Here is a 26,553-nt window from a genome sequence, read left to right as displayed (position 1 = left end):
GGATCACGCCTGAAAACACCGCGCCCTCTTGCTGCAATCAGGTCTTGTTGCGCATCTTGCTGAGCAAATAGTTGTCGTAGAAGTTTTCCGCGATCTGCGTGTAGAACAGCAGCTCCTTCATATACGCGTCGTGGCTCTCCTTGGTCCGCTTGAACAGGTCGCTCTTGGCAGCGAGCTCGTTCAGGTGCTCCTGAGTCGCGTTGTAGCAAGCCTCCAGCACCGGCTGCGGGAACGCCTTCAGCTCGGCGCCGTTGGCGATCAGCCGCTTCAGCGCCGCCGGGTTCACGCTGTCGTACTTCTCGAGCATCCAGGCGCCGGCCGCAGAGGCGGCCTGGTTGACGATGGCCTGGTAGTGCTTGGGCAGCGAAGCCCACTTCTCGTCATTGACGATCATGTGCAGCATGGCGCCGCCTTCCCACCAGCCGGGGAAGTAGTAGTATTTGGCCACCTTCTGGAAGCCGAGCTTCTCGTCGTCATAGGGACCGACGAATTCGGCGGCGTCGATCGAGCCCTTCTCCAGGGCCGAATAGACGTCGCCGCCGGCGAGCTGCTGCGGCACGATGCCGAGGCGCGCCAGCACATGGCCGCCCATGCCGGCGATGCGGAATTTGAGACCCTTGAGATCGTCGACGGTCTTGATCTCCTTGCGGAACCAGCCGCCCATCTGGGTGCCGGAGTTGCCGCAGAGGATCGCATGCGCCTTGAACGGCTTCAGCGCCTCGTTGGCGAGATCGGCGCCGCCGCCGAAATACCACCAGGACTCCTGATGGCGATGGTTCATGCCGAACGGCGCGCCGGTGGCATAGGCCAGCGCCGGCTCCTTGCCGATGTAGAAGTAGAGCGGCGTCTGCGCCATCTCGACGGAGGCCGCGCTGACGGCGTCGAGCGCCTGCAAACCGGGGACGAGCTCGCCGGCCGCAAAGGTCTGGATCTGAAATTTGTTGTCGGTGGCGTCAGCGACGTATTTCGCGAAGGTCTGCGCCGTGCCGTAGATCGTGTCGAGCGATTTCGGGAAGCTCGAGGTCAGGCGCCATTTGATCTCGGGCGCGCCTTGCGCAATCGCGGGTGCAGCAACCAGCGTCGTCGCGCCGGCGACCGCGCCACCCTGGAGGAATGTACGGCGTTTCATGATGGGGTCTCTCCCTAAAGCAAGGCTTCAAATGGATGGCCTGGGCCACGGTCTTCGCAGACCGTTTGCCCGTTCCCGTCGCCGAGTTCAAGGTGTTCCGGATCAAGTGTCCTGGAGGAAGATCGACAGCGCTCGCTGCAATTCCTTGTACGCGCGCGGCCCGATCCTGGCGGCGAGGGTCTTCTCGCTTTCGGCGATCGACGGCCGCAAGCGGCCGAGGAGCGCGGCGCCGGTCTGGGTCACATACAGCACGTAGTAGCGGCGGTTGACGGCGGAGGCCGAACGCTGCACCAGCCCGCGCCGCTCCAGATGATCCACCAGCCGCCCGAGCCCCGCCCGCTCGATCGACAGGGATTGCGCGATGGCAAGCTGATTGACGCCGGGATTGGCTTCGATCACCGACAACACGGAGAACTGCGCCGGACTGATGTCGAAGGCGGCCAGCCGCCGGCTGACATCCCTGAACACCCAGAGCTGGGCCCGCCGGATGCGATAGCCGAGTGAACGGGACAGATCGTCCGAGGCAAGCAGCTTTGGCCGGGCGGGCTTTCCGGCCGGCGCGGCACGCGAGGCGGATCGCGCCGGCTTTGCAACCTGCGCCCTGCGCGACGCTCCCTTCGGGGATCGCTTCCTGACGCCAGCCTTCTCCATCGACGACCATCTTTCACAAGCCGGCGCGGCGGCATCCGCCCGGTGGTCCGGGATTCGAACGCCAAGTCTATCGCAGCGGACCGGGATCGAGAAGCCGCGCGGCGTCGCGCCTTGCCGATGCAGCTTCTACGACAGGTTGCACCGCGGACTCGCGTGTTGCGTCATGTTGACACGGCAACATCGCTTGCCTAAGGATCAAGAAAACCTGCCGTCACACGAGCAGGCTTCAGGGGAGCTAACGTCGGTGCCTGCATCAGGGAACGGCGACGATCCGCATGCCATCGCGCATCGCGGCGACACGATTGCGGCCGTCGGCGCATTGCGTTCCGCGCGCTGCGATCCGCATCGCGAAGCTCCCCGGCCTCCCGACGACCAGGACGTCCCGACCGACAGCGACATCGCTTGCAGCCTTGACGACGCCTGCCGCAACGGCCGGCGCCGCACGATGTCGCGTGGACGACCGCTGCTTTCGACAATCATCAAGCTGGAGGGCATGACATGAAACGATTACTTCTCGCCTCGACCATTGTTGCCGGTTGGACGGCTCTCGGCCCGCAGGCAATGGCCCACGGCCTGCCGCCGAGTGGTGTTGCCCCGCGCGCGTCCTGCACGGCCCTCACCGGCCTCACGCTGCCGAACACGCAGATCCTGAGCGCGACCCAGAAGGCGGGCTACTGCAACGTGTATCGGCATCATCAACAAGCGCGTCTCGACGCAGGACCCCGATCATTTCACTTACGGGATCGGCTTCGCGCTCAATCTGCCCGATACCTGGCATGGCCGTTTCGAGATGATGGGCGGCGGCGGCACCGACGGCAGCCTCCAGGCCGATCCGCAGGGCGCCGCCGGCGTCGAACTCGGTCAGGGCTGGGCCGTGGCCGCCGACGACGGCGGGCATGAAGACAACGCCAGCAATCCGGTCGGCGGACATCAGGACGACGATGCCAATGCCGGTGGCTCCGCGCATTTCGCGATCGACGCCCAGGCGCGCAGGGACTACGGCTACAACGGCATCGAAAAGACCGCGACGATCTCGAAGCAGATCATCTCCTATTACTACGGCCTCGACACCGTCTATTCCTACATCACGGGCTGCTCGAACGGCGGACGTGACGCCATGATGGCGTCGCAGCGCTTCCCCTGGCTGTTCGACGGTGTGATCTCGCAAAATCCCGGCTTCAACCTGCCACAGGCGGCCCTTGCGGAAGCCTGGAACGAGCAGGTGCTCGGCACGCTCGCCACCAGCAAGGACGTCAACGGACAGCCCTTCATTCCCGACACGTTTCCGGTGCAGGATCTCCAGGTGGCCTCGGCCGCGATCCTGAGCGCCTGCGACGCGCTCGACGGGCTGGTCGACGGCATCGTCGACAATTATCACGCCTGCACGGCGAAGAAGGTGTATCCGGCGCTCGCCAGCTACACCTGCGGCACCGGCTCGCACGGCAGCACGCCGCATGGCGGCACGTGCCTGACCGGCGCGCAGGTGGACGCGCTGAAGAAGATCTATGCCGGGCCGGTCAATTCCCGCGGCCAACGGCTGTATTCGAACTGGTTCTGGGATGCCGGCATCTGGACGCCGCCCACCGCGCCCGGCGCCGGCTGGCAACTCTGGAACGTCGTCACCGCGCCGGTGCCGAACGTCAACACCGCGATCAACCTGACGCTCGGCGCAGGCGCGATCCCGATGATCTTCCAGACCCCGCCCGTCGTCACGCCCGTCAACGGGCCGAACGGCCAGGAAGCCTTCGTGTTCCGCTTCAACTTCGACACCGACGCGCCGAAGATCTTCGCGAAGACGCAAGCCTATCCTGAAAGCAGCATGGACTTCATGGCCGCGGTCTCGACCGACCTGCGGCCGTTCAGGGCGCGCGGCGGCAAGCTGATCGTCTCCTCCTCCGTCAATGACGGCATTTTCTCCGGTGCTGCCATCGCCCGCTGGTATCGCAACATGGACAGTTGCATGAACGGGCGCGCGACCGACTTCGCGCGGCTGTTCATGGTGCCGAACATGGCCCATTGCGGCGGCGGTGCGGCCACCGCGAGCTTCGCGCAGAACGAGGTCAAGGCCATCACCGACTGGGTCGAGAAAGGCATCGCGCCTGAACGCATTGTCGCGACCAATACCAACGCCACCTCGCCCTACCCGACCGGCGGACTTTTTGATCCGCGCATAGCCATGAACTTCCCGGCCAGCGGCACGAGGCCGCTATGCGTCTATCCGAAGATTGCAGCCTACAAGGGCAGCGGCATGACCAACGATGCCGGCAATTTCGCCTGCATCGACCCCGGCTTCAGGCCGGGCGGCGACCACGACTTCCATGATGACGACGATGGGCATGGCGACGGCAGGCACTGATCGTCCTGCTTCCTCTCGTGCCCCGGACGCAGCGCAGCGTCTCCCTCGCGATGCGAAGCATCGTCGAGCGCGATGCGCTGCAGAGCCGGGACCCGAGCAGATTCTCACGAGGCGTCAGCCTGCTCATACAATCCGGCGACGAAATCGCCGAATGTCGGTGCGAGCGGCAGCACGTAACCCCATTCGTTCGACATCGCCTCGGCAAGCGTCCAGGGCTTCTCGTATTCGGCGATCTCGTGATCGATGAACCAGATCTTGCCGAAATGCGCCTTGTCGATCGTCATGCAGATCGGGTTGCCGCCGTGGTCGCTCATGATCCAGAGGAGTTCATCGACGGTCGGCCATTGCGGAGTCTGACGCGTCTGGACCAGCGAGCATTCATCGCGCCGCAATCCCAGCACCTCCTGGACCGCGCCGGCCCAGTGCCCTTGCGGCCAGTTGAACTCGGCAGAGCCCTGGAAATAGCCGCCGGCGCAGGCCAGCAGGAACTGGCGATACTCGTCCGGCAAGCGGCAGCCGATGGATTTTTCGAATGCCTCGAGCGCTGCGAGCGTCGGTTGCTCCGCGCGGGCGCGATCAACGCCGGCAATGAAGACTGCGATATTCATGCGATCCCGTTCCTCGGCGCAGAAGCGCGCCACGCCTTCGTCGCAGGCATTCGGGAGCGGGTTCGACGATTGGAGGGGAGTAACGGCTGTCTCAGAGCAGCTTCGCGCTGACGAACAGCGCGCGCACGGCGTTGGTCGCCTGCACCGCGAGCATGGCGTTGCCGGCGGCGCCTTCCAGGGCCGAGATGGCTTCCTCGTGCAGCGAGCGGAATTCCATCCACTCGACCGACTTGAAGTTGGTGAGGAATTGATAGGCCTGGCCGACGGTCGCGATCGCCAGCGTGTCACCGTTCAGCTTGATCTTGAACGTCGTACGCAGCGGGGTCTCGGAATTCTGGGGATCACTCATGGGCTGCTTCTGGACAAGGACGGCTTAACGAAGGGGAAACGGCAGCCCCGCCGCGGCAGGCAAATATCAGGAGTCGGTGCTGCCGCGCTGTGACGCGGTCGCCGATCCTCTCAGGCTCGGCACCACGACCAGGCGGTTGAACTCGCCGTTGTCGTAGGCCTTGAGGAAGCGCTCATAGTCCTTGATCGAGACGCAGCCGTTGGAATCGCCACGCGGCCCGAGCATGTAGCTGTGGGTGAGAAGGCCGACGCGGCCGAGCGCGCTGGTGCCCTCGGCGGGCGTCAAGCGCAGCGCGCGGATGCCGTGGAACAGCTTTTCGCGCGGCTTCAGATCGTAGGTCGCGGGCGGGGTCGCGCCCACCATGCGCTGATCCACATGCTGGGGGTCGTCCATCAGCGCGCCCATGCCCGAATGCGCTTCCAGCGCGAGGCCGCTCGGCAGGTAAAGCGCCTTGGCCGAGATGTCGTAGACCGCCGTGCGCGAATCATAGCCGAGGGCGGCGAGATCCGGCGCCTTGCTGAACAGGCCATCGCCGGGGGTCAGCGAGGCCAGCTTGATCTTGTCGGTGAATTTTTCGAAGAAGTTGCGGTTGTCGACCCTGGGGGTGGTGTCGGCATAGGCCTGGCTGGACGCGATCTGGGCCGAGAAGTCCGCCTGCACCGGCCGCGAACGCGGCATCGGGACCGCGTCGGCACGCTCCGAGGGCCGCCTCTCGTCAACCGCCGTCCGGTCATCTTCGGTCAGGGTCGAGCGCCAGTCGTCGCCCTGGAGTTTCTGAGCCAGCATCGCCTTGGCATCGCGCAGCTTGAGCTGGACCGCATTCAGGGCAGAGCGCTCCAGCGTCCGCAGGCCGAGCTCGCGGGCGGGCGCGCTGCCAGATGCCGAAGCAAAACGGTCCTCGAAGGAAGGGGCATTGGCCGGCGGTAGCGCGGCGGAAACCAGCGGGGTCGAATCGCCCATATCGGCGACCCAGGCGGCGGCACCGAGCGACAGCGCAACAGCGGCCAGAGACAGCAGAATCGTCTCGGCCCGCCCGATACGGCGGCGCGACAACAGCCTCTCGGCTCTTGCGGTGTCGGAAACCATCAGATCCCCAAATCGACCCCCGGGGAGACCCACCCCCACCCGGAGACTCTCTATACCAGCTACCACATTGGGAGCCAAAAGTTAGGCATAATCACGGCCGTCAAGGCACCCCCAAGGTATCCAATGACCGCTCCTTTCGATCTAGACCGGTTCGTCCAGGCCCAAAACCCGGTCTATCCCACCGTGACCGGGGAGCTGTCCCGGGGCCGGAAGCAGAGCCACTGGATGTGGTTCATTTTCCCGCAGGTCGCCGGCCTCGGCTTCAGCGCCATGACTCAGCGCTACGCCATCGGCTCGCGCGCGGAGGCCGAGGCCTATCTCGCCCACCCTGTCCTTGGCCCGCGCCTGATCGCGTGCACCAGGCTCGTGCTCGCCGTTCAGGGGCGGACCATCAACGCGATCCTCGGCGCGCCTGACGACGCCAAATTCCGCTCCTCGATGACGCTGTTCGGCGCCGTGTCCGATGATCCCATTTTCAGTGAGGCGCTCGCCCGGTATTTCGCCGGCGAGCGCGACGGCGCGACGCTGGAGATCCTCGCAAAGCTCGATCAGCCGTCCAGCTGAGCTCGCGCGGCGGCAAGCAGCGTAAACCCGGGATTAACACGGGCGACCTATCGTCCGTGGAAAATAATTCTCCCCGCGCCAATTGCCGGACAGAACATGAAAATCGGAACGCTCCTGACCACCGCCATCGTCTCGCTCTCGACCGTCGGCGGCGGCCTCGCCGTCTACGTCGCCGTGACGAAGTACCAGACGATGGAGCGGATCACCGAAGCACAGGGGCGGCTCGCGATCGTCCGCGCCGTCGGCGACATCCCGCGCTATCTCAACCCCGAGCGCGGCTTTTCGACCAACATCCTCTATGGACCGGCGACGGTGGACCCGGCGCTGCTCGCAGAGCAGGACAAGCTGCGCAAGCAGACCGACGGCGCCCGCGACCGGATGAACGCGCTACGCAAGGACCTTCCCGGCCCGTTCGACGACGGCGCCACCACCGGCAACAACATCGACGGCATCAATTCGAAATTCACCGCGCTGCGCGAGGCCATCGACAAGGCGCTCGCGGGACCGGCGGAGGCGCGCAAGGACGCCGCCAAGAAGATCGTCGCCGACAACGCCGTGCTCAACGGCGCCGTGACCGCGCTGCTCAACGAGCAGGTCCGCCGCATGGCGATCCTCAACGGCGACGCCTACCGGCAGGCGAGCTACGCCAACATCGCGATGACGCTGCGCGACGTCGGCGGCTTCAACTCCAGCCTGCACAAGAACCTCGTCGGGGGCAAGAAACCGGCGACGGACACCGAGAAGGCCGAGATCAGCCGCTCGCAGGGCCGCAACGACCAGATCGTGATGGCGCTGCTGGAATTGCGCGGCAATCCGGCAACGCCGGCGAACGTCGCCGCTGCGCTGGAGAAGTTCAACGCGGTCTATATCGAGGAGTTCGGCCGCGAGCTCAAGCTGGTGAAGGACGGTGCGATCAGCGGCAAGTACGAACACGACATGGACACCTATTACGCCGCGACGCAGCGCGGCCTCGGCACCATCATCGAGGTCCGCGACGCGCTTTACGACAATGCGGAGCAGATCCTGGCGGGCGCCTCCTCGCCTGCACGCACCAGCTTCACCGTCGCGCTCCTCGGCCTTGTCGCCGTGCTGATCGCCAGCATCGGCCTCGTCGTGACGGTGCGCCGCCGCGTCTGCGCGCCCATCGTCGGCCTGACCACGCGGATGTCGCGGCTTGCCGAAGGCAACGTTGCCGAGGAGATCCCCGGCGCCGAGCGCTCCGACGAGATCGGGGCGATGGCCGCGGCCGTGCAGGTGTTCAAGGACAACATGATCCGGGCCGACCGGCTCGCCGCCGAGAAGCAGGCCGAGAACGACGGCAAGATGCGCCGCGCGCAGGCGCTCGACGAGCTCACCCGCGCGTTCGAAGCCAAGGTCACCGAGCTCGTCGGCGGGCTTTCGAAAGCCTCCTCCACCATGGAAAGCACGGCGCAGTCGATGACCGCGACCGCGGCCCAGACCAACAGCCAGGCCGCGGTCGTCGCCGCGGCCTCCGAGCAGACCTCCACCAACGTGCAGACGGTCGCGAGCGCGACCGAGGAGTTGACCTCCTCGATCTCCGAGATCGGCCGTCAGGTCGCACAAAGCACCGAGATCGCGGCCCGCGCCGTCGACAACGCCCGCCGCACCGGCGACACGGCACGTACGCTCGCCGAGGGCGCGCAGAAGATCGGCGACGTCGTCACCCTGATCCAGAGCATCGCCGAGCAGACCAATCTGCTGGCGCTGAACGCGACCATCGAGGCCGCCCGCGCCGGCGACGCCGGCCGCGGCTTTGCCGTGGTCGCATCCGAAGTGAAGTCGCTGGCCGGCCAGACCGCCAAGGCCACGACCGAAATCTCCGAGCAGATCACGGCGATCCAGTCTGCGAGCGACGAGACCGTCGCCGCGATCCGCAACGTCGCCGACGTCATCGCCGAGATCGACCAGATCGGCACCGCGATTGCCGCGGCGATCGAGGAACAGGGCTCGGCGACCAAGGAGATCGCCCGCAGCGTGCAGGAAGCCGCCCGCGGCACCCAGGAAGTGAACACCAACATCTCAGGCGTGCAGCGCGCCGCCGACGACACGGGAGCGGCCGCACGGGAAGTGCTGGGCGCGGCCGAGCAGCTCTCGACGCAGTCGCGCGATCTCGCCGGACAGTTCGACCACTTCCTCGGCGAGGTCAGGGCCGCCTGACGCTGCCGCTCGCGCAAACTCAATAAGGCGGCGCCTTGCGCGCCCGCTGCGCCTTGGCCGCCTCGATCCACCAGGCGAGGTCGTCGGCAAAGCGCGGGAACGAACGCTCCAGCGCCTTGCCGCCCTCGCCGATCGGCTCGGAATCCGCCGACAGCGTCTGCGCGATCGGGCCGACGCCGATGGTGCTCGACACCACCACCATGCCCATTTCCGACAGCGTGCCGTGCCAGGCGGTCGAGGCGCGCGCGCCGGACAGGCGGCCGGCGGAGTAGCTGACGATCGCGGCCGGACGCCAGAACCACTCTTCGAGGAAATGGTCGGTCAGGTTCTTCAATCCGGGCTGAATGCCCCAATTGTATTCGCCGGTGACGAAGACAAAACCGTCCGCGCCGCGGATCTGCCCGGCCAGCTTCTCCAGCGCCTCGGGCGCGGCGCCCTTGGGATATTCCTTGTACATGCGGTCGAGCATCGGCAGGCCGATCGCCTTGGCGTCGATGAACTCGACATCCTCGCCGCGCTCGCGCAGGCGATTGATGACAAAATTCGCAAGGCGGATGCCCATGCGGTCGGAACGGTAGGAACCGTAGAGGACGAGGATGCGATTGCTCATGGCTGAAGGCTAGCACAAAACCGGAGTCCGGCCCCAACCCATTTGTCGTGCTAGCGCCTGCGTCCGCGCTCCAGCGTTTCCGACGGCGCCTCGCCGAACCGGTCGCGATAGCTTCTGGAGAAATCGCTGAGATGCCAGAAGCCGAAGGCCAGCGCGACGGCCTTGACGCTATCGGCGCCCGCCAATAGCCGCTGGCGGACCAACCACAGCCGCCGCAGGCGCAGGTAACGGTGCAGGCTCATGCCGCGATAGCGGCGGACGACATCATGCAAGGTGCGGACGGAAAGGCCGAGCTCGCGCGCGATCTCCTCGCTGTAGATGGGCTGGGCGAGATCGCCGGACAACAGCGCGCGGATGTCCTGAAAGATCTTGAACTGCCGCTCGTCGTTCGGCCTCACCGTCCATCGCGCCGAAACCAAGTTGGCGAAGACGGCGTCGACCGCGCCGAACAGGGACTCCTTCATCGCCGCCGCCTTCAGCGGCGCCTCAGTGGGATCGATGGGCTCGGACGCGGCGGCCACCACCTCCCTGACCACGTTCCGCACCCCATTCAACGCCAATGTGCTGGTCTCAAAGATCTTGAAATTGGAACGCGTCTCGGGCCAGCCGCGGTTCTTGACCTCTGGTCGGAAGACGACCGAGGCGATTTGCCGCTGCACTTCCTCGATGGTGTTGTAGGCCGCGCCGCCGCTGCCGATGACGACGACCGCGCGGTCGCGTTGCGCACCGTTGAAGCGAATGGGAACGTCGAGGTCGTCCATCGCAAAACCAACCGCCGTGCAATCCGCGATGAGTTCAGCGTCCACAACCCGCGGAAAAGCGCGCGTCACGTTCACGTCGCAGCCTGGCAATTGCAGGATGATCTGCTCAGCCGCGATCCTTCGCACAAACGGTGTGAACTCGAAGTTCAGACCGCGGATCGCGTTGCGAAACTCATCGACGTCGGAAAAGCGAAATATCTTTGGCGCCAGTGTTGGCGCATCATCATCGCTGGTCATGGCAAAATGAAAACCGCGTCAGGAAAAATACGCGTGTCCGGGGTGAAAGCGCGGACCTGAATTCCCCCCTTTCTGTTGCCCCGTTAGACCGAAAAAATCATCCTAGTCTGTCTCGATCAGTTGGCGAGGGTCCAATTCAAAGGACAAGTTGACGGTTGGCGTCCTGCCAAATTTCGATAGCGTTTCCGGTAAAGCGGGCGGTGCGCTGATACCTGAAGGGTCAAAGTCTAAAATCCAAATTAACAACTTTAAGGCGCAATAGAACTCGTTCATTCGTTTTTTTTGAGATTCAGGCCCTGCCGTGATGGCAAATTCGCCTGCAGATATTCTTTTGGAGTTGGAAGAGGCGATCGCGGCCTGCTCGCCCGAGCGCTGCGGGCGTATCCTGTCAGGCATTGTCCATCTGCTCACAGCCAGCCGCGACCGGCCTCAGGAGCTGCTCGTCAACGTCGTCGACGGTGTCCTCCTCCGACTGGCAAACCGGGTCGCTCCGGATTCGCTGATTCAGCTCAGCCGAGCGCTCGCCGAGCTGCCTGTTGCGCCGCAAGAGACATTGAGGCACCTCGCCTCGCACGAGGACTCCGCCGTCGCATGTCCGATCCTGCTCAAATCGCAGGCGCTGTCCGCCGCTGACCTCGAGACGGTCGCAACGTCCTGCGGCGAAAGCCATCGACTTGCAATCGCGTCTCGCGCGCGCGTCGAAGCGGCTGTAGCCGAGGTGCTGGTCATACGCGGCGGCCGCACGGTCTGCCTTGCGCTGCTAAGGAACCCGGGAGCCCGGTTCTCCGACGCGGCCTATACTGCACTCGTCGAGAATGGCTCGGCGGATGACGCGATCACGAAGGCGCTGGCGCTGCGGCCCGGTACACCAGATCTGGTCGTGCGCAGGCTGCTCTCCATCTCGCCAGGCAAGGCCTTGGCCAAGCCCAGCGCCGTTGCCGCACCGGGACAGGGCGCCGCACCGGGCGTCGCCGCCGCCCTCATTGCTCCAAAGCGGCCTTGCTCGGCCGACTATGCGAGCGCAAGGCCGGAAATCGTCGCCCTCAACCGGGTCGGCAAGCTCAACGATTCGACAGTGAACCGCTTTGCGATCCGCGGCGAGACCGCCAACCTGTTCACGGCGCTCTCCGTGCTCTCGGGAGCCCCGATCGAGATCGTTGAGCATGTCATGATCGATGACGACTGCGAGGCCCTTGTCATGGCCTGCCGCGCTTCGCGCCTGAACTGGGCGACCACGCTCGCGATCCTGAGCAACCGAGGCGGTGCACGTCTCTCCTTTGCCGAGCGCGAACGCGCGCAGCAGATCTTCGAAACGCTCCTCTTGTCGACCAGCCAATGGACGGTGCGGTGGGGGGAAATCGCGGCAGGTGCCAACACCAGCGATGGGAGAAATCGCTGTACAAAAATGGGGGTTAGCCGATGAGGTTCGACGGTCGCAAGGCGCTTCGCGTACGGATGGATCACAAGCAGCCTGTCAACCTGATGGGTTCGGACGGGACCTGGCGACGCAGTTGCGTCCTGCTCGACGTCTCGCAAACGGGCGCCAAGCTCGAGGTCGAGGGCACGCTGGACGTTCTTCAGGCCAAGGAATTCTTCATGCTGCTGTCGTCGACGGGACTAGCCTACCGTCGCTGCGAGCTGGTCTGGATCGACGGCACCATGGCCGGCGTACACTTCATCACCTCAGACGGCAAGAAAAGACCGGCCAGCGCAGCGGCGGCCGCCGCGCAGACTTCCGTTCAAAGCAAATAGGCCCAGGGATCATCGATTTCTTTGAACTCCCGGTAGAAACAGGTGCACCGTGCAGAACGCGCGAACCATATCCCGCCCCGTCAAAGGCGACGGCGGCATTCGAGAGCCGGATGCGATACGCCCGTTCGTGCATGTTCTGGCCGATTCCTCCGACAAATTGTGGGGCGTCTGCTCGATGCTCGAGCGGCAATTTGCGGTCGCCGGCGAACGGCTCGACGCCGCGCCCAAGCTGTCGCAAGTTCCCTTCGCAATCGTCGTCCGCGCCGAGTTGCGTGACATCGAAAGCATCGCGGCTATCAAGAAGCGGGCTGCCAAGCTGGCGAAGGCCACGAAGCGGATCTTCCTAGTCGAGCACTCCTCTCACACAACTGTATCGCAAGCCTACGCGCTCGGCGCCACGCTCGTTCTCCCCGGGGCGATCAACAGGATCAAGCTGCTGGCAGCGCTGGCTGATCCGGCCGAGCCTGTGTCTGCTTCCTCAAGCGGCACAACGCAGCTGGACAATGCGGCAGCAGCCGCGGCAACCGCCATCGCGTCGATGTTCACGGCCGTCACGCTCGGCGAGCCGCTTGATGTCGCCGGCACCAGGAAAGCCGGTCGCCAGATTGCCGATCGTATCACCCAGCACGGCCTGTCGGAATGGCTCACGACGGTGCGGCGCCACCACGAGGGCACCTATCAGCACTGCCTGCTCGTGACCGGCGTCGCCATCGACTTCGGCCTCAGCCTCGGCGTCGGCAGGGCCGATCTGGAACGCCTCTACTCGGCCGCCATGTTCCACGACATCGGCAAGGCTCAGATCCCGCTCGCCATCCTCGACAAGCCGGGCCGCCTCGACGCCGAGGAGCGCGCTCTGATCGAAACGCATCCGACCGCGGGCTATGAGTTTCTGAAAGGGCACGAGGGGATTTCGCCTGAAATCCTCGATGCCGTGCGTCATCATCACGAATATCTCGACGGCAGCGGGTATCCGGATGCGCTCTGCGCCGAGAGCATCGGCGATATCGTGCGGATCCTCACGATATCGGACATCTTCGCAGCGCTGATCGAGCATCGCCACTACAAGCCGACGATGCCACGCGTGGAAGCCTACAATATTCTCTGTGGGATGACTGGAAAGCTGGAGAAGGCGCTGGTCGCCTCGTTCAAGCAGGTCGCGCTGACGCGATAGCCCGGAAAACCGGCGAGCGCCTCCATGCGATAATTGCAGCCGACAATTGCTGCCGAACGCTAGTGCGTCGCCCGGTATTTGGCGCGGCGGGGGATGGAGCGGCAGGCGAGGCCCTCGGCCAGCAGCTTCATGTCTTCTCGTTTGCCGCTGCGGATCAATCGGCCGAACTCGTCGGCTGAGAAAGGAAGACTTGGATCATCGTCGATCGGGCGCCGCACTCGCGGGCCGAAGAACCTTAGAATCAGGCTAGCCAGCCGCCGCATGCCTATTCCCTCGCGCCAGCAACAAACCTCTCACGAGGCACATTGTTCCTGCTGGCGCGAAGAGAATGCAAGTGCGATCTGAACGGTCGTCACCGAAATTTGCGAAGCGGCAGGCTCTGTGCCCTACCCAATCCGCTTGAGCGTCTCGATGTCGCTCATGGCGCTGGTCAACGCCCCGTTGCGGTCGCGCACGAAGCTCTCGAGGTCCGATAGCACGGTGTTGATCATCTGAAGATTCTTGAACATCTCCTCGATCTGCGTCACGATGCTGTTGTAGCCTTCCTGGGTCTGGATCAGCTGGCCCCGGGTGTCGTTGATATTGGCTCCGAGCGACTCGAGCGATGTTTCCATGCCTCCGATCGAGGCGTGGGTACGCGTGAGGCTGGTTTTAGTGTCCTGCGCGAGCTTCTTCACCTCGGTCGCCACCACCGAGAAGCCCCGTCCCGCTTCGCCCGCGCGCGCCGATTCGATGGTCGCGTTGAGCGCCAGCAGGTTGGTCTGGCCCGCGATCGTGTCGATGATCTTCAGGATGTCCCGCAGCCCGTTCATGGCCTGAGTGAGGCCGGCGAACTCCTGCGACAATGCCGTCGTGTCGGTCGCCCGCGCCGCCGATTGTGCGCTCGCCACGATGACCGAGCGGATCTCCTCCACGATCGCGTTGATCGAAGCCGTCTGGCGCAGCGCGCCCTCGACCTTCCCGCTCAGCGTGGCGCTGGCGCTGAGATATTCCGTCAGACGATGCACGATGTCGTCCTTGATCCGGTTCAGCATGACCATGCGGTTGAGATGGGTGCGCGTGAAATATTCGACGAAATGCGCGTAGTGGATCGGGAACGTCTCGATGAACGGATCGTTCAGCGGCTTTTCCCTGACGTCGAAAAACACGATCGCGGTCAGCGTCTGGTTGATGTTGATCCCGAACAGCTCCCCGAAGGTGGAAAAACCCGCGACCGGCATCGGCCACATGCCGCTCATGTTGCGGAGCTGGCTCTCGTTGTTCAGGCGGCGCAGGATGCAGTCGTTGAGGATCGCGCCGATCGCCGGCGGCTTGTCGCGCAGGAAGGCCTCGAGGTCGCGCCGCGTCTGGTCCACGAAATCGGTGGCTTCCAGCAACTCGAGTCTGTCGCCCGAATTGACGTCGCAGAAGAACGACACGACGCCGCTGTCCGCATCGATGCCCGCGACCGAGCGCACGAACAGGTCTCCGCCGACCTCGATGCCGAAGGAGTGCTTCGTCATCATCGACATGAGGTTCGCCGGAATCGTGTTCAGCGCCTTCGCCACCACGGAGGCGAACGGCTTGATCTCGCTCCCTTCCATGACGCCCGAAGCGGTGCGACGATCCGGATCGGCGTCCATCACGACGAAGGATTTTCCGGTCTTCTTGAAGTTCTGCGTCTTGAAGATACCGTAGGCGCGGCCCGGCGCCAGCTTCATGAAGACGATCAGCGCATGGTTCTCGAGCACCTGCCTGCCGTCGTAGAGATGGGTATGCTGGAAGTCGAGCTTGCCGCCGGCGGATCCTCCGACGAAACCGCACGGAAACTTGCCGCTCCTGTACACGGCCTCCATGAAGTAGCTCTCCGACGCCGACACGCCGTCCACGAGCGCGAAAGCGATCGTATCGCGCACGTCGATCGCGAAGGGCGTCCTTATCGCGGCGACCTCGCGCGTGATCGCTTCGATGCGCGCGTCATGGGCCCTGGACGGCTCCCCCTTGCGGATGTCGTCGTTGTGGAGGCGGACGCTGTGGATGCTGACGGACTGAAACAGATCGGCCGGAAGAACCTGCACGACGACGGACGACCAGTTCGACCCCGTCGGCTTGTAGAGCGACTGGCCCGCCGAGCACAGCTCGCCCGCGGTCGACATCGCGATCACCGGCGTCGACCCCGCCAGCCTCTGCAACGACGATGCAACGCGCGCGAAGTCGCAGTGGGGCGAGATGAACGCGAGAACCAGCGGCGACCGCGCGCCCTCTACGACGAAGTCGCCCTCGGAAATATTTTGCAGCCGGTCGTCGCTCTCCAGCACCCGAATCGCGCAGGCCTCACGAACCGCCGGAGCCTCTTCCCGTACCTCCGCAACGATCGACGGCGCGGGCTGCTTGTGACTTGCCTGGGAAAACAACGAGAGCATGGCAATATCCTTGTTCGACGCGCGACGCGTCTCAAAGGAGTGAACTACGGATTCGAAATTGCCATTCGGTTAGGAAGCGCGCGGCGCAGGCGCGTTTGTGCTGTGAATGCGCACCGTAGGATTACGGCGTCGCATCGTTTCGCGGGCTCATGATACCGATCGCATCGGTGCATTTGATCCAGATCAAATCCGCGCGGCGCCCTCGCGCCGGCGGCATTGCAACGGACATCGGCACGATTCCGTGGCGCCGACACATCCGCGCCCGCGTGCACTACTCGGCGAATCCGACGAAGCGGACGAAGTCGCTGTTCGCCTCGCGATCCGAGCGCACCGCGTTGGCGGCAAAGCCGTCGTCGGGATATCCCATCGCGACGCAGGTCATGATCACCTCGTCCTCTGGAATCTTCGCAACCTCGCGCACGATGTCGGAGCGCATGATGCCCTGCCCGTTGATCACCGAACCGAGCCCGCGGTCCCAGGCTGCGAGCACGATGCCGTAGCAGAGCGCGCCGAGATCGAAATGGCAGACCGCGCCGGGATCGAGCACGCGGTCATAGGTCAAGACCAGCGAGACCGGCGCGTCGAACTGGCGGAAGCCGCGCAGCACCCAGTCCTGTCGCATCGGCTTGTCGTCGCGTGCGATCCCCATCGCGCCGAACAACTTCTTTGCGATGTCGACCTGCCGGGTGCGATGCACGCCCTGGTACTCGCCATGGCTGATGATGTCGCGCTTCACCTTGGCGCCGCCGACCATCTCTTCCATGTTGCGGCGGCGCAGCTCTTCCAGCGGGCTGCCTGTCAGCACATGAACGTGCCAGGGCTGGGTGTTCATCGACGACGGCGCGCGCTTGGCGCTCTCGATGATCGCTTCGATCACCGTGCGTGCCACCGGCTTGTTCTTGAAGCCGCGCACGCTGCGGCGCGACTGGACCAACGTTTCGAATTCCAACCTCAACCTCCCTGGCGCAGACCCGTCCGGCAGTTGCCGATGCGGCGCGAAAAATCTATGCTAATCCGCAAGCAAGACCAAGAACCGTGGAAGGACCCGCAATGGCCGCACCGCTCGATCCCGTCATCGCCCAGATCATTCCGCTGCTGCCGCTGCGCGATCCGACCACGATGACGCCACAGAGCGCCCGTGATTCCTTGCGCGCACTGGCTGCCGCGCGCGCGGCCGTGCCGCCGCCACCGGTCGATACGGTGCAGGATATCAAGGTGAAAGGCGGCGCTGGCCCGCTCGATGCGCGCCTCTACCGTATCGGCTCCGATCCCGCGCCGACCGTGGTGTTTTTTCACGGCGGCGGCTGGGTCGCGGGCGATCTCGAGACCCATGACCGGCAGGCACGCAACCTTGCGATCGAGACCGGCGCGGTCGTCGTCTCCGTCGACTATCGTCGCCCGCCGGAGACGCGCTTTCCCGGCGCCTTCGAGGATGCCTTTGCCGCGGCGCGCGACATCTTCAACCGCGTCGCGGAATTTGGCGGCGACGCAAAGCGCCTCGGCGTTGCCGGCGACAGCGCCGGCGGCAATCTCGCAGCCGCCACCGCGATCGCCTGCCGCGATGCCGGCATCAAGCTCGCCGCGCAGCTGCTGGTTTATCCCGTGACCGACGTCGCAGGCCACTATGCCGATGCGCGCGAGAACGCGCGCTTTCCCTCGCGCGCCGAGAATGCCGACGGCTACTTCCTCTCCCGCGCCGTGATGGAATGGTTCTGCGGCCATTATCTCGCCGATCCCGGCCACGGCGCCGACTGGCGCGTCTCGCCGCTGCGCGCGGCTTCGCTTGCCGGCCTCGCACCCGCGATCGTTGCCACCGCCTCGTTCGATCCCCTGCGCGACGAGGGTGCCGCCTATGCACGGGCGCTGGAGGCCGCCGGCGTGCGCGTCAAGCACCATGAGGGCCCAGGCTTGATCCACGGCTATTTTGGTCTCGGCGACGCCTCGGACGTCGCGCGGGCCGAGGCGCAGCGTGCGCGCGCCGACTTCAAGGCGCTGCTCGCGCGCGGCATATGAGGACCGACTAGACGCTCCGCCCCCGCTGGGCCGCCGTGTGGCCCCACGTTTCGTCCCAATCCTGACCGGCGGCATCGACGACGCGGCCGTCGGCTTCAAAGAACTTGTTCGGCACCTGGAAGATCGCAAGGATCAAGGCCCCGTCCGGACACCAGGCGGCGTGGCGGCTGCCCGCCTCGCGCCAGATGAATTCGCCGGCCTTGCAGGCGATGCCCTTGGCTGGGCCCTCCTTGTCGACGAGAGCGCCTTCAATGACGTAGCTCTGCTCGATGCCGACATGCTCGTGATCGGGCAGCACCGATCCCGGCGCGAAGCGCATCAACGCCGTCATCAGGCCCGTGCCGCGATCGAACAGCAAGGTCTTGGCCTCGCAGCCGGGAAAGCGCGTCTTCTGCCATTCCATTGTCGCGGGTTGAACCAGATGAGAATGCTGGTCGGCGGTCTGCGGGCTCGTCACGGCATCCATGGCAACGCTCCGTTCCTGCTGGAATGGGGTCAGCCTAACAGGTCTCGGCCGCGCGGTCAGCGCGCAGTGCAGCAAGCGGCGGGCGCGAATCCGAAGGCCGGCCCGGAGCCGCGCGCGTCAAGGCGAAATGCATTCATCACGCGCTGCGAAAATATCAGCGCCCGCGCCCGGCACGCGCCGATCCTGCTTGATTGCGCCACGATTCCCGGCTCCAATCTCCGCACCATTTCTGGTTTAGGGAGACACCCATGCTGAAGCGTATTTTCCTGGCTGCGATCGTCGCCACCTTTGCAGCAGGCTCGGCCTTCGCGGAGGACACCTGCGAGAGCAAGGCCGTCGGCAAGGACGGCAAGCCCTTGGCGGGAGCGGCCAAGACCTCGTTCCTGAAGAAGTGCAAGGCCGACGCCTGCACGCCCAAGGCCGTCAGCGCCGACGGCAAGCCGCTGGCCGGTGCCGCCAAGAACAGCTTCATGAAGAAGTGCGAAGTCAGCGCGTAACGCGGGCTGCGACACTCTCGTGCCCCGGACGCAGCGCAGCGCTTCTTCAGCGATGCGCTGCAGAGCCGGGGCCCACGCTTTCACGTGCATTCCGAGAGATGGGTCCCGGCTCAGCGGAGCGTCACTGCGCGCCGCACCGCGTCCGGGACACGAGACCTGCCTACGCGCTTACGAGTTTCGCCGCCATCACTCCCGCTTGAACCGGTAGTCGAACGCCCCGTCCAGCGGCTTGATCAGCCCGACCGTCGGCGCCGGAAAATGGATCGGCAGGATCAGCGTGTCGGTGTCGGCGACGGAGGCGAAGAACTTTCGCCGCGAGACCGCCGACTGTTTCGCATCCCAATCCGGCATCGCCGACCAGTCCGGCTCACGGCACTGGATCTGGTGATGCATGAGATCGCCCGCGACCACCGCGCGCTGGCCCTTCGAGAAGATGTTGACGCAGCAATGGCAGGGCGAATGCCCCGGCGTCGGCGTCAGCGTCACGGTGTCATCGAGCGCGTAATCATCGTCCACCAGCAGCGCCTGCCCGGCCTCGACGATCGGCAGGCAATTGTCGCGGAAGACGGTGCCGGGCGGGTTGCTGCCCTTGGCGTTCTCGGCCTCCCAGGCCGCATACTCACCCTTGTGGAAGACGTATTTCGCATTCGGGAACGTCGGCACCCAGCGGCCGTCGCGCAGGGTCGTATTCCAGCCGGTGTGATCGATGTGAAGGTGCGTGCAGAAGACGTAGTCGATTTGTTCGAAAGAGATGCCGAGCGCGAACAGTTCGTTGCGCCAGCGCTCCTTGCCGGGAAAGTCGAACGGCGGCGGATGCCCCTTGTCCTCGCCGGTACAGGTATCCACCAGGATCGTGTAGCGCGGCGTGCGCACGACGAACGTCTGATAGGTGATGACCATCATGCCGCGCGCGGCGTCGAACACCTCCGGCTCCATGGTCGGCAGATGGCGCCTGAATACGCCCTCATCGTAAGCCGGGAAAAAGTCCTGAGGCCGCCGCCAGGGCCCTTCCCGCTCGATCACCGCGTCGATGGTGATGTCGCCGATCCGGAGTTGCTTCATGGTTGCTTTGCTCCCTTTTTTGCAGAGAGCGTAGCGGTCAGCACAAGACCGTTCAAGCCGCGCAACGCGTCCGGCACCTATGCGTGACGATCGCCGCAAATCAACCCCAAACGCCACCGACGATCATCTCGGAATTGGGGAAGAAACAGTGCGCAGGAAACTCGGATTTGCGACGGCAGTCCTGATCGCCGCCGCCGCCGGCGTCTACATCAACAACACCAGTCTTCTGGCGCCTCACCGCGACGGCAAGCCGGTGTTACTCGCCCATCGCGGCATGGCGCAGCGCTTCGACGAGCGCGACGTGAAGAACGACACCTGCACCGCTGCGCGGATGTTGCCGCCGACGCACGACTATCTCGAAAATACCCTCCGCTCGATGCGAGCCAGCTTCGAGGCCGGCGCCGACGTGGTCGAGCTCGACGTGCACCCGACCACCGACGGCGAGTTCGCCGTATTCCACGACTGGACGCTCGACTGCCGCACCGACGGCCAGGGCGTCACGCGCGAGCAGAGCATGACAGAGCTGAAAACGCTCGACATCGGCTATGGCTACACCGCCGACGGCGGCAGGACATTCCCGTTTCGCGGCAAGGGCATCGGGATGATGCCGACGCTCTCGGACGTGTTTGCCGCCTTCCCAGACCGGCGGCTCGTCGTCAACGTGAAGAGCCGCGACGCCAACGAGGGCGAGAAGCTCGCGGCCGTGCTGAACGCGCTGCCGGCCGAGCGACGGCGGATGATCATGGTCTACGGCGGTGACGAGCCGATCGAGGTGATCCGTCGCCTCACTCCGGAGGTCCGCACGATATCACGCGGAGCGATCCGGAGCTGCCTGCTCGGCTATATCGGCTATGGCTGGACCGGCCTGATGCCGGCCGCCTGCCGCGACGCGATGGTGCTGGTCCCGATCAATGTCGCGCCCTGGCTATGGGGTTGGCCGGATCGCTTCCTCGCTCGGATGAACGGCGCCAACAGCGCGGTCTTCGTGCTCGGCCCTTACACCGGCGGCGAGTTCTCCTCCGGCATCGATACGCCGGAGTTGTTCGCCCGGCTCCCGCAAGGCTATTCCGACGGGATCTGGACCAACGAGATCGAGGCGATCGCCGGCAAGAGCAAAGACTAGCTCCGCAACCCCGGCGCTTCCTGCCCAGTCCTCGCGACATATTCGGTGTAGCCGCCGCCAAACTGGTGGATGCCCTCGGGCGTCAGCTCGAGCACGCGGTTCGACAGCGTCGCCAGGAAATGCCGGTCGTGCGAGACGAACAGCATGGTGCCTTCGAAATCCGACAGCGCCGTGATCAGCATCTCCTTGGTGGCGAGGTCGAGATGGTTGGTCGGCTCGTCCAGCACCAGGAAGTTCGGCGGATCGAACAGCATCTTCGCCATCACGAGGCGCGCCTTCTCGCCGCCCGAGAGCACGCGGCAGCGCTTCTCGACGTCGTCGCCGGAGAAGCCGAAGCAGCCGGCGAGCGCGCGCAACGAGCCCTGCCCCGCGGTCGGAAACGCGTCCTCCAGCGACTGGAACACGGTGCGCTCGCCGTCGAGCAGGTCCATCGCGTGCTGGGCGAAATAGCCCATCTTGACGCTGCCGCCGACCGCCACCGTCCCCTGGTCCGGCTCGCTCGCACCCGCGACGAGCTTGAGCAGCGTCGACTTGCCGGCGCCGTTGACGCCCATCACGCACCAGCGTTCCCTGCGGCGGATCATGAAATCGAGGCCGTCATAGATGCGCTTGCTGCCATAGCCCTTGTGGACGCTCTTGAGCGCCACGACGTCCTCGCCCGAGCGCGGTGCCGGCGGAAAATCGAACGCGATGCTCTGGCGGCGGCGCGGCGGCTCGACCCGCTCGATCTTGTCGAGCTTCTTCACCCGGCTCTGCACCTGCGCGGCATGCGAGGCACGCGCCTTGAAGCGCTCGATGAACTTGATCTCCTTGGCGAGCATCGCCTGCTGGCGCTCGAACTGCGCCTGCTGCTGCTTCTCGTTCAGCGCGCGCTGCTGCTCGTAGAACTCGTAGTCGCCGGTATAGGTCGTGAGCGAGCCGGAATCGATCTCGATCACCTTGGAGATCACACGGTTGATGAACTCGCGGTCATGCGAGGTCATCAGCAACGTGCCTTCGTAATCGTGCAGGAATTTTTCCAGCCAGATCAGGCTTTCCAGATCGAGATGGTTGCTCGGCTCGTCCAGCAGCATGACGTCGGGGCGCATCAAGAGGATGCGAGCGAGCGCCACGCGCATCTTCCAGCCGCCCGAGAGCTTGCCGACGTCGCCGTCCATCATCTCCTGGCTGAAGCCGAGACCGGACAGCGCCTCGCGCGCACGGCCGTCGAGCGCGTAGCCGTCGAGCTCCTCGAAGGCGTGCTGCACCTCGCCATAACGCGCGATGATCTCGTCCATCTGGTCGGCCTTGTCGGGGTCGGCCATGTCAGCCTCGAGCTGGCGCAGCTCGGCTGCGACCTCGCTGACGGGACCAGCGCCATTCATGACCTCGGCCACGGCGCTGCGGCCGGACATCTCGCCGACGTCCTGGTTGAAATAGCCGATGGTGATGCCGCGATCGGTCGAGACCTGTCCCTCGTCGGGCAGTTCCTCGCCGGCGATCATCCGGAACAGGGTGGTCTTGCCGGCGCCGTTCGGCCCGACGAGACCGATCTTCTCGCCCTTGTTGAGGGCGGCGGAGGCTTCAATGAACAGGATCTGGTGGCCGGCTTGCTTGCTGACGTTGTCGAGGCGGATCATGAGGTCTTTTTGGGGGGAATTTTGCGTTGCAGCGTCATAGGCCATGCCGGCTCCCAGGGGAAGCCCGGCAGGGCCCGGAGGCACCGGTTGCCAGCGGCTAAATATTGCATGGCAGGGCCGGGACCGCAGCAGGAGCCGGTCGGGGCGACCGTCTGCGCCTCCTGGCAGGCTAAATCGCCATGCCTCCAGAAACCTCGATCCGCTGCGCATTGACCCAGCGATTATCGTCAGACAGCAACGATGCGATCATCGGGCCGATGTCATCGGGAACGCCAGCCCGGCCAAGGGCCGTCATCCCGGCAACCTGCTTGTTAAGTTCCGGATTGTCCCGGACCATCCCTCCGCTGAAATCTGTCTGTACCGCACCTGGAGCCACCGCGTTGACGGCAATCCCGCGAGGGGCGAATTCCTTTGCCTGGTAGCGGGTCAACACATCGATTGCGGCCTTCAGCGCGCCGTAGGGACCGCTTCCGGGAATGATGATCCGTGCGAGCCCGCTCGAGAGGTTCACGATCCGGCCACCGTCATTCATCAATGGAAGCAATTTTTGGGTGAGAAAGAAGACGCCTTTGAAGTTCACTCGGTATATGTCGTCGAGCTCTGCTTCGGTCGTCTTCTCAAGTGAATTATGGTGGGAAATACCGGCATTGTTGACGAGATAGTCGAAACGGATCGCGCCAATTTCGCCCAGTGCCTCTCGAACTTGCGAGACGAAGGTTTCGAATGTACTCGTTCGTCCGACGTCGAGTTGCAAGGCCCTCGCTCTGCGCCCCATTTGCTCGACCTCTCGCGTGACCATTTCGGCCTCGGCGACGGCCGAATGGTAGGTGAACATGACATCGACGCCTCGCCGTGCGAGATTGAGCACCGTGTTTCGCCCGAGGCCTCGGCTTCCGCCGGTGACCAACGCAATTCTTCCCCGCTGCTTCATCACGCTCTCCTGATAACCCCAATCCGGGAGATTGACGCTACCGCCGCTCCGAAGCGCGGCGCGCGTTAGAAGCTGTTAGAAAATGAAAAATTCTGACGTCTGCCGGGTCACCTGGAGACTGGCCAGATCGACATCTTGCACCCGAAGCGCTCAATGCAAGGGACGGGCAGTCGACCTCGATACTTCTGGACGTGCCTCGAAGACCCGTTGAAGCAGCGCGTGCGCATCAGCTCCTCTGCCTCGATTTTTCATTGACCGCGCCAGCGGAACAGCGGCCTTCAGCTCCCACCCTGATGCTCGTTGGCTTCTTGCACTATCCATCGATCGCCGAAGCGCCAGCTCTGCTGCCTTGCGGTCGGGATTTGGGCTCGTCAGGATGATTTGCGCCTGCGTGCGTAGCAATTCCGGCATCCAGAACGTCTGGCGCATCCGCTCCGCAAATAGAATTGCCGATTGAATGGTCTCGCGCGCCTCGTCATACCTTCCGCTTCGAGCAAGTCCATCGGCGAGCGCGCGGGATGCCGCCGGTATGACCATGTGAAGTTGCTCACGGTGGAGCCCTCTCAGCGCCTGGCGCAGCGCCTCGACGCCGTCGGCGGGCCTCCCGCTCATGAAAAGCCACTCTCCCCTCAGAGCCTGAGCGGCTGCTGCATGACCTCGGAGAGAATGCTTCTCAGCCAGTGAGATTGCACGATCGACATGGTCGGCAACGTCACCGGTGTTCCCGCTCCACAGCAGCGCCGGGACGGAGTGGACCACCGCCATGCAATAGTTCGCCGCCGGGGCCAACCGAGCTGCCTCGTTCATCGCCTCAAGCGCCTGCTTGCGAGCTTGCTTGCGGGAGCCCAGCAACCATAGAGAACGTGCCAGTGCGATCTCGGCGCGCAGACGGTGATCATATCCAAACAGATTGATGTCGAGCCGACCAATTGACGTCTCCAGCTCGAAACCGCACTTGCAATGCGCCACCGCGGCGACTTGATCGCCAGCGAGGTGGCAAGCCGCCGCCAGCATCCATTCGGCGATAATTCTGTCGCTCAATGAACCGCTTAGCTCGGCTACAGTTCTGCATCTCGTCGCTGCAGCCAATGCTCCTTCAAAGTCGCCGAGCCTTGTGAGGAAAAGGTTGAGTCCGGCCAACAGTCGCAGCTGTGGCAATGCTTCTTCGCTCGCCTCGTGAAGTGCCAGCCCGCGCCGTATGGCGGCCTGAACTTCGGTCGTATTACCCAAGGTATGCAGTGACGAGACTGCATATGCCTCCTGCAAGCGTGCCTCTCGATGCGAGAGTCGGCCGAAATTCGCAATCGCTTTCAGTGCCAACCCCGACCAACGCCGGCACTCGACCAGCAACCACAGACCGAGAAACAAAGGAGCGGAATCTGCGGCAAGCTCGATGCCGATCGAGCGATCCTCTTTTGAGAAGCTCCACTCGAGTGCCTTCCGCACGTTTCCGATGTGAGGCGAATAACGTCCGATGTCAGCGTAAGCCCCCTGCTCGAGCGCGATTGCCTTGAAAAAAGCACCGAAATAGAGCGCGTGGCGCAGGGAAACCAGTTCAGCCTCCCCGATTTCCACGAGCTTGGCCGCAGCATACGTGCGCGTCACATCGGGTAAACGATAGAACACGGTATCACCGACCAGATGAACCCAGACGAGCGATTTGTCCACCAACCTCGCAATCGCGATCTCGACTTCGGCGCTTTTTCGCTCCCCACTTCCGGCAACGGAGCAGGCAGCCTCAATCGTGAACAGACCGACAAATATGGAAAGATGGGAAAGAACACGCTGTTCGCTTTCGGCAAGCAACCTGAAGCTCCAATCGAGCATCGCCTGGAGCGTGCGGTGTCGTGGGACAGCGTTTCGCTGGCCTGTCAGTGACAGCTCCATATGGCTGGCCAGCAGACCCGCAACACCCCGAAGGCCATAGGTCCCCACTCGGCTGGCGACCAGTTCGATCGCCAGCGCGATGCCATCGGTACGGCGACATATTTCAGAAACGACCGGCGCATCAGCGTCATTCAGCGCCCCCTCGAAACCAGCGGATGAGGCTCTATCCATAAACAGCCTCACTGCCGGGGTCGCCATGGCATCCGCGGCGCTCGGAACGTCGTCGATTGGGCAAGCAAGAGGGCTGAGAAGGTGCACAATCTCGCCCTCGACGTTCAATGCTTCCCTCGACGTGACAAGCAGACAAACGCCGGAAGTACACTGAAACAGTTGGCTGGCCAAATGCGAGGCCGCATCGAGAAGATGTTCGCAACTATCCAGCACGATTAGAATTCGCTTACCGGCAACGAACCCCAGAAGTTCCGCAAGGGGCTCGGCTCCTCCGAGCGGGCAGCCGACCGCGGAGAGAACCGCCCCAGCGACTAGGCCAGGTTCGTCAACCGCGCCCAAATCGACAAAAACGGCGCCTTCATCGCCAAATTCGGCTTGTAGCCGGCGAATGATAGCCCCGGCCACGGTAGTCTTGCCGATACCGCCAGCTCCAACGACGCTGACAAAACGCTGCTTCACGATGAGCGTACAGAGGTCGTCGACGACTTCGTCCCGTCCAACGAACAATCTGGGGATCGACGGGAATTGGCGTCCATGCCTGGGGGGCGGAACGTATCCAGAAGATGCAAGCCCATTGCCACGTTTGCGCTCGATCGGAGCCACAAAACTATAGCCCCGACCGGAAACAGTGACGATGTAGCGCGCGCCATCCTGACCTTCGCCCAAGGCCCGGCGAAGGGAGGCCACGTGCACTCTCAAGACGGCCTCGTCGACGACAACGTCACGCCACACGGAGAATAGGAGGTCGCGTTTGCTGACGAGTTCGCCGGCGCGCTCGGTCAGCGCAATCAGTATGTCGAAACCGCGCGAGCCGATCCGAACTTCAACTCCATCCTTCAGGAGTTGCCGACGACGCTTGTCCAGTTGGAAGCGACCGAAGAATACTTCCGCATCGGAACTTTCGGCAGAGTCGATGCTCATGACCATAAC

At 64.2% G+C, this 26,553-nt stretch carries 25 protein-coding genes; 10 read left to right on the top strand and 15 right to left on the bottom strand.

The window, feature by feature from the left end:
* Positions 1–37 precede the first annotated feature (37 nt).
* Together BJA_RS20895 and BJA_RS20890 are read right to left on the bottom strand one after the other, a co-directional pair.
* Positions 38–1,129 carry a TRAP transporter substrate-binding protein gene (locus BJA_RS20895; RefSeq protein WP_011086976.1) on the bottom strand — a complete coding sequence of 364 codons (1,092 nt, stop codon included), beginning with the start codon at positions 1,127–1,129 and terminating at the stop codon, positions 38–40.
* Positions 1,130–1,231: 102 nt separating this feature from the next.
* Positions 1,232–1,780, bottom strand: a complete 549-nt coding sequence (locus BJA_RS20890) for a MarR family winged helix-turn-helix transcriptional regulator (RefSeq protein ID WP_011086975.1) — start codon at positions 1,778–1,780, stop codon at positions 1,232–1,234.
* Positions 1,781–2,024: 244 nt separating this feature from the next.
* On the opposite strand from BJA_RS20890, the gene BJA_RS20885 reads away from it, so the two are divergent.
* Positions 2,025–2,282: a hypothetical protein gene (locus BJA_RS20885; protein ID WP_028171174.1), complete on the top strand. Its 258-nt coding sequence runs from the start codon at positions 2,025–2,027 to the stop codon at positions 2,280–2,282.
* Positions 2,283–2,465: 183 nt separating this feature from the next.
* Positions 2,466–4,136 carry a tannase/feruloyl esterase family alpha/beta hydrolase gene (locus BJA_RS20880; RefSeq protein WP_340626865.1) on the top strand — a complete coding sequence of 557 codons (1,671 nt, stop codon included), beginning with the start codon at positions 2,466–2,468 and terminating at the stop codon, positions 4,134–4,136.
* A gap of 104 nt (positions 4,137–4,240) precedes the next feature.
* On the opposite strand, the gene BJA_RS20875 is transcribed toward BJA_RS20880, so the two are convergent.
* The 3 genes from BJA_RS20875 to BJA_RS20865 all read right to left on the bottom strand — a co-directional run bounded on the left by BJA_RS20875 (position 4,241) and on the right by BJA_RS20865 (position 6,110).
* On the bottom strand, positions 4,241–4,744 hold the full coding sequence (locus BJA_RS20875) for an SMI1/KNR4 family protein (protein ID WP_162494087.1): 504 nt from the start codon (positions 4,742–4,744) through the stop codon (positions 4,241–4,243).
* Between the two features lie 91 nt (positions 4,745–4,835).
* Complete coding sequence (locus BJA_RS20870; protein ID WP_038966815.1) at positions 4,836–5,093, bottom strand: hypothetical protein; 258 nt, start codon at positions 5,091–5,093, stop codon at positions 4,836–4,838.
* 66 nt (positions 5,094–5,159) lie between these two features.
* Positions 5,160–6,110 (bottom strand): DUF2778 domain-containing protein, encoded by a 951-nt coding sequence (locus BJA_RS20865; RefSeq protein ID WP_028171170.1) that lies wholly within the window; start codon positions 6,108–6,110, stop codon positions 5,160–5,162.
* 192 nt (positions 6,111–6,302) lie between these two features.
* Here BJA_RS20865 and BJA_RS20860 point away from each other — a divergent pair, with 192 nt between their 5' ends.
* Positions 6,303–6,743 (top strand): DUF1810 domain-containing protein, encoded by a 441-nt coding sequence (locus BJA_RS20860; protein WP_011086970.1) that lies wholly within the window; start codon positions 6,303–6,305, stop codon positions 6,741–6,743.
* A 96-nt stretch (positions 6,744–6,839) separates the two neighbouring features.
* Positions 6,840–8,921 (top strand): methyl-accepting chemotaxis protein, encoded by a 2,082-nt coding sequence (locus tag BJA_RS20855; protein ID WP_011086969.1) that lies wholly within the window; start codon positions 6,840–6,842, stop codon positions 8,919–8,921.
* 19 nt (positions 8,922–8,940) lie between these two features.
* On the opposite strand, the gene BJA_RS20850 is transcribed toward BJA_RS20855, so the two are convergent.
* Entirely contained in the window at positions 8,941–9,531 is a 591-nt protein-coding gene (locus BJA_RS20850; RefSeq protein ID WP_038966812.1) for an NADPH-dependent FMN reductase, read from the bottom strand.
* A 50-nt stretch (positions 9,532–9,581) separates the two neighbouring features.
* Entirely contained in the window at positions 9,582–10,529 is a 948-nt protein-coding gene (locus BJA_RS20845; RefSeq protein ID WP_011086968.1) for a helix-turn-helix domain-containing protein, read from the bottom strand.
* Between the two features lie 301 nt (positions 10,530–10,830).
* Here BJA_RS20845 and BJA_RS20840 point away from each other — a divergent pair, with 301 nt between their 5' ends.
* The 3 genes from BJA_RS20840 to BJA_RS20830 are packed head-to-tail and all read left to right on the top strand — an operon-like array spanning position 10,831 to position 13,452.
* Complete coding sequence (locus BJA_RS20840) at positions 10,831–11,952, top strand: DUF2336 domain-containing protein (protein ID WP_011086967.1); 1,122 nt, start codon at positions 10,831–10,833, stop codon at positions 11,950–11,952.
* A complete protein-coding gene (locus tag BJA_RS20835; RefSeq protein ID WP_011086966.1) occupies positions 11,949–12,281 on the top strand; it encodes a PilZ domain-containing protein in 333 nt (110 codons plus the stop codon). Before BJA_RS20840 ends, BJA_RS20835 begins: the two co-directional genes overlap by 4 nt.
* A gap of 49 nt (positions 12,282–12,330) precedes the next feature.
* Positions 12,331–13,452, top strand: coding sequence for an HD-GYP domain-containing protein (locus BJA_RS20830; RefSeq protein ID WP_011086965.1), 1,122 nt, complete (start codon positions 12,331–12,333; stop codon positions 13,450–13,452).
* Positions 13,453–13,511: 59 nt separating this feature from the next.
* Here BJA_RS20830 and BJA_RS20825 read toward each other — a convergent pair whose 3' ends face one another.
* The 3 genes from BJA_RS20825 to BJA_RS20815 all read right to left on the bottom strand — a co-directional run bounded on the left by BJA_RS20825 (position 13,512) and on the right by BJA_RS20815 (position 16,803).
* Positions 13,512–13,715 (bottom strand): hypothetical protein, encoded by a 204-nt coding sequence (locus tag BJA_RS20825; protein WP_028171162.1) that lies wholly within the window; start codon positions 13,713–13,715, stop codon positions 13,512–13,514.
* Between the two features lie 123 nt (positions 13,716–13,838).
* Positions 13,839–15,854, bottom strand: a complete 2,016-nt coding sequence (locus BJA_RS20820; protein WP_011086964.1) for an FIST N-terminal domain-containing protein — start codon at positions 15,852–15,854, stop codon at positions 13,839–13,841.
* Positions 15,855–16,125: 271 nt separating this feature from the next.
* Positions 16,126–16,803: a nitroreductase gene (locus BJA_RS20815; RefSeq protein WP_038966804.1), complete on the bottom strand. Its 678-nt coding sequence runs from the start codon at positions 16,801–16,803 to the stop codon at positions 16,126–16,128.
* Positions 16,804–16,904: 101 nt separating this feature from the next.
* Here BJA_RS20815 and BJA_RS20810 point away from each other — a divergent pair, with 101 nt between their 5' ends.
* On the top strand, positions 16,905–17,867 hold the full coding sequence (locus tag BJA_RS20810) for an alpha/beta hydrolase (RefSeq protein WP_038966803.1): 963 nt from the start codon (positions 16,905–16,907) through the stop codon (positions 17,865–17,867).
* Between the two features lie 7 nt (positions 17,868–17,874).
* Here BJA_RS20810 and BJA_RS20805 read toward each other — a convergent pair whose 3' ends face one another.
* Positions 17,875–18,333, bottom strand: a complete 459-nt coding sequence (locus tag BJA_RS20805) for a cupin domain-containing protein (protein ID WP_011086961.1) — start codon at positions 18,331–18,333, stop codon at positions 17,875–17,877.
* A gap of 248 nt (positions 18,334–18,581) precedes the next feature.
* On the opposite strand from BJA_RS20805, the gene BJA_RS20800 reads away from it, so the two are divergent.
* Positions 18,582–18,830 carry a hypothetical protein gene (locus BJA_RS20800; RefSeq protein ID WP_011086960.1) on the top strand — a complete coding sequence of 83 codons (249 nt, stop codon included), beginning with the start codon at positions 18,582–18,584 and terminating at the stop codon, positions 18,828–18,830.
* Between the two features lie 186 nt (positions 18,831–19,016).
* Here the strand turns inward: BJA_RS20800 and BJA_RS20795 are convergent, their stop codons facing one another.
* Positions 19,017–19,892: an MBL fold metallo-hydrolase gene (locus tag BJA_RS20795; RefSeq protein ID WP_011086959.1), complete on the bottom strand. Its 876-nt coding sequence runs from the start codon at positions 19,890–19,892 to the stop codon at positions 19,017–19,019.
* A 148-nt stretch (positions 19,893–20,040) separates the two neighbouring features.
* On the opposite strand from BJA_RS20795, the gene BJA_RS20790 reads away from it, so the two are divergent.
* Positions 20,041–21,015 (top strand): glycerophosphodiester phosphodiesterase family protein, encoded by a 975-nt coding sequence (locus tag BJA_RS20790; RefSeq protein ID WP_038966802.1) that lies wholly within the window; start codon positions 20,041–20,043, stop codon positions 21,013–21,015.
* Here the strand turns inward: BJA_RS20790 and BJA_RS20785 are convergent.
* The 3 genes from BJA_RS20785 to BJA_RS20775 all read right to left on the bottom strand — a co-directional run bounded on the left by BJA_RS20785 (position 21,012) and on the right by BJA_RS20775 (position 26,550).
* Positions 21,012–22,634, bottom strand: coding sequence for an ABC-F family ATP-binding cassette domain-containing protein (locus tag BJA_RS20785; RefSeq protein WP_011086957.1), 1,623 nt, complete (start codon positions 22,632–22,634; stop codon positions 21,012–21,014). The genes BJA_RS20790 and BJA_RS20785 overlap by 4 nt on opposite strands.
* A 169-nt stretch (positions 22,635–22,803) precedes the next feature.
* Positions 22,804–23,565: an SDR family NAD(P)-dependent oxidoreductase gene (locus BJA_RS20780; RefSeq protein WP_038966801.1), complete on the bottom strand. Its 762-nt coding sequence runs from the start codon at positions 23,563–23,565 to the stop codon at positions 22,804–22,806.
* A gap of 150 nt (positions 23,566–23,715) precedes the next feature.
* Positions 23,716–26,550 (bottom strand): ATP-binding protein, encoded by a 2,835-nt coding sequence (locus tag BJA_RS20775; protein WP_011086955.1) that lies wholly within the window; start codon positions 26,548–26,550, stop codon positions 23,716–23,718.
* Between the last annotated feature and the right edge of the window lie 3 nt (positions 26,551–26,553).

The sequence above is a fragment of the Bradyrhizobium diazoefficiens USDA 110 genome (assembly GCF_000011365.1).
Lineage (GTDB): Bacteria > Pseudomonadota > Alphaproteobacteria > Rhizobiales > Xanthobacteraceae > Bradyrhizobium > Bradyrhizobium diazoefficiens.
The sequence above is the reverse complement of the archived record's forward strand: the minus strand, read 5'-3'. Positions and strand labels throughout refer to the sequence as shown.